The sequence below is a fragment of the Frankia sp. CeCAU1 genome (genome assembly GCF_977971845.1).
On the sequence record NZ_CDWWXA010000195.1, the window covers coordinates 1 to 3,213 of the forward strand.

Annotated in this window: 3 protein-coding genes; all 3 read left to right on the top strand. The window is 65.5% G+C overall.

Translation table 11 applies throughout. The features are described 5' to 3' along the window. Nucleotides 1–1,709, top strand: a 1,709-nt coding sequence (locus AC08OO_RS21780; protein WP_476618992.1) for an ADP-ribosyltransferase, incomplete at its 5' end; no start/stop codon positions are given. Beyond that, a complete protein-coding gene (locus AC08OO_RS21785) occupies nt 1,702–1,896 on the top strand; it encodes a hypothetical protein (RefSeq protein ID WP_152569748.1) in 195 nt (64 codons plus the stop codon). The genes AC08OO_RS21780 and AC08OO_RS21785, both read left to right, overlap by 8 nt. A 66-nt stretch (nt 1,897–1,962) precedes the next feature. Then, nucleotides 1,963–3,129 carry an ADP-ribosyltransferase gene (locus tag AC08OO_RS21790; RefSeq protein WP_476618993.1) on the top strand — a complete coding sequence of 389 codons (1,167 nt, stop codon included), beginning with the start codon at nt 1,963–1,965 and terminating at the stop codon, nt 3,127–3,129. The last annotated feature ends 84 nt before the right edge of the window (nt 3,130–3,213 follow it).

Below are 3,213 nucleotides of genomic sequence, written 5' to 3' on the forward strand. Positions count from 1 at the left end.
CATCAGACGGCCTGTCCGAAGCCGACATCGCCCCCTACCGCTCGGGAGCGAAGAAAACCGTCGGCGCCTACCTGAAACGGCTCGCGGCAAACCCGGACGCCAAAGCGACCAACGCCACCAAGGAAAAGGCGGCCGCGGACGATCTCATCTACCTCGGCGCCGACGGCAAACACCACCTGACCCCCAAGGGCAAGTACATCGCGGCCGCACTCGCGCAGCCCAAGACGAAGCTCGCGCCCCTCGCCGGCAAGAAAGCCACCGGAAAAGAGCCGCTGACCACGTTCGGCGAGCTGAAAAGCTACATCAGCGGCCTGTCGAAGAAGGCGACCTGGAATGATTCGCAGAAACAGGCGGCGTACTGGTATTCTGGTCTATCCGCGACCAGCCTGAACAAGGAACTCCGCGACGGCAGGAATCCGGCGTCCATGCCGGACGCGCAGAAGATAGACGATCTTGATGCCGCGTTCGCCGCGGCCCCACCTGTCGACCGGCCGCTGGTTGTCCGCCGAGGCATCCACGACTTCACCGGAACATTCGGGACGGATCTGAAACCCGGGGATCTGTGGACCGACAAAGGTTTCATGTCAACGTCCATCAACCAGACAACCCCGGAAGACTACTCTGGATCCGGCGGGGCTATTGTCACCCTGAACATTCCGCCAGGCGTCCGCGCTATCGGCATCATGCCGCCGTCCCCACCGAACCTGAAATCCCAGTTCTCCAGTGAATCCGAGCTTCTCCTTCCCCGCAATTCGACACTCCGGATCAAAAGTGTTACAGTTGATTCCTCGGGTCGACGTCGTATCGAGGCCGACCTTGTCGTCAAGGGGAATACCAGTGGAGCAGCCACACCAGCAGGGTCAGCGGCCGTCGGAGGAGTGGGCGGACCGGTTCATCTGGGGTCCGGGGGACCTGCAGCCAGTAGCGTCGGAGGAGGACATCCCGGAGCCGGTGGTGGGATCACGGGCGGACCGGGAACGGCAGGGCCGTCGAAACTAGCCCAGCTCGCGGGCGGGAAGAAGACCCACCAGTTCTTCCCGGACAAGCCGGGAAGCAAGAACAACGGCCACTTCGTCGAGCAAATCTATGGCGCCCCGGGCATTCCGCCGACGACGATCCCACCGGACGCCGTGTACGGCCAGCAGGCCGTGGAGAAGCACATGGCTTCCCACATGGGCAAGGCCAGTTTCAGCCCGGCGTCGAAGACGGCGACCCTGCAATACACCACCCCCGTCTACAAGGCGACGAACGCCGCGTTGCGTAAGGGCGGGCCGCTGAGCAGTTCGCAGCAGCAGATGGTCGACGGTCTCGACGCCGCACTCCAGAACATCCCACCACTCGACAAGCCGATCATCGCCCACCGGGGAATCCGCAACTTCACGCAGATCTTCGGTGAGCCGCAGGTGGGCATGGCGATCGTCGACGAGGGCTTCATGAGCACCACGGCGAACCCCAACATAGCCTCACATTTCGCGACGAAGCACGGCCACGATGACGCGACGATCGTCAACGTGACGATCCCGGCCGGCGCGCGGGCGGTGAGCATCATGCCCCCGTCGCCGCCGAACCTGCCGACAAGCGCATCATGGGAGCGGGAGGTCCTCCTACCCCGAGGCTCGACACTGCGCATCACGAGGATCTCCTACGATGCGAACGGGGTCCGGCATGTCGAGGCGACCGTCGACCTAGGAGAAGCCACCAATGCCTAAACGCCCGACACTCAACTCGCTGCGGCGGCGTAGCCATCCCACACAGGCCGAACCCGACCATCCCACACAGGCCGAGGTCGACGAGTGGGAGGAGCGGTTCGGCTGGGAGCCGGGTGATGTAGACGTCCTCCCCCCCGGCACGCCCGCACCGCCCCCGGACCTCGGCCAGGCCAACAAGGGCACGTAGCCGCCGCCACCACTTCGACCGCCCCGCCACCCGCGGGATTCGCGCACTTCTGCCCTGAGGTGACCCATGGCCGCCCTCGGGCAGAAGTGCGCGGCTATCACCCTCAAGGGCCTGCCCTGTAAGAACAAGACCCGCCCCGGCTCCCCGTACTGCGGGGTCCACAAGAACTACCACGGCGGCGCGACGTCGAAGGCCGTCTCGGCTCCGAAACTGGCCACGCTCGCGGAGAAGTCGAAGAAGGCCAAGGCCGCCCCCATGGTCGCCCAGCCGATACAGGCACCGAGCCCGCCCGCCGCCGTAGGATCCCCAGCTGCTTTCGATATCGCCCCCTACCGCTCGGGAGCGAAGAAAACCGTCGGCGCCTACCTGAAACGGCTCGCGGCAAACCCGGACGCGCGGGCGCAGACCAGGACCAGATCGGCCGCGGCCACAGACGGCCTGATCGTCATCGACGCTGCGGGAACGGCGACTCTCACCCCGAAGGGCCACCAGATCGCTGGCGCGCTCGCGACCAAAACCCCGCCGAAGCTGGCGCCCCTCGCTGGGAAGAAAGCCACCGCCCCGGCAGGGCCGCTGCCGGCCGGTGTGGCGGCCAGCCAGAACGCACCCAAGCCCGCCCCGGCCGGCGCCCCGCCGCCCCTGCTCGTACCTGGCGCCATCTACGGCATGAACAGTGTGATCGACTACATGACAGGCCACTCACAGAAAGCGTCCTACAGCCCACAGCACAAGCAGGCGACCCGGACCTACACGACCCCTGTCTACCGGGAAATCAACGGAAGCCTACGGAAGGGCTCGTACGCGTCTCCCGCGGCGAAACAGGCGGTAGCCGGCCTCGACTCGGCGTTTCAGGCAACCCCACCACTCGACAAGCCGATTGTCGTACATCGAGGGGTCCGCTACTATCGTGAGGTCCTCGGTGACCTTACGGTTGGCGAAACAATCCACGACCAAGGATTTATGTCAACCTCGGTCGACCGGAACCAGGCATACTACTACACGACGAAACGCGGCAACATCAGTAAAGCCGCCTTCTTCAACATCACCATTCCGCCGGGAGCGCGGGCACTCAGCATCCTCCCGCCGTCCCCGCCGAACCTGCCCCCCAAGTACGGCACCGAACACGAAGTCCTCCTACCCCGAGGCTCCTCCCTCAGGATCGACCGGATCGTTCGCAACGACCAAGGCGTCAGCTTCGTCGACGCCACCGTGGTCACCGGCGCAGATAACTGACCGCCTCCGCCCCACACCGCCCAGGCCGGGAGCCTGACCGCGGCGCCCGCACCACACCCCGAGCGAGGTCACCATGACCCGCAT

What these genes read in the sequence shown, in the direction of transcription:
- AC08OO_RS21785 (WP_152569748.1), top strand. Translation starts at nt 1,702, where the DNA reads ATGCCTAAACGCCCGACACTCAACTCGCTGCGGCGGCGTAGCCATCCC.
- AC08OO_RS21790 (WP_476618993.1), top strand. Translation starts at nt 1,963, where the DNA reads ATGGCCGCCCTCGGGCAGAAGTGCGCGGCTATCACCCTCAAGGGCCTG.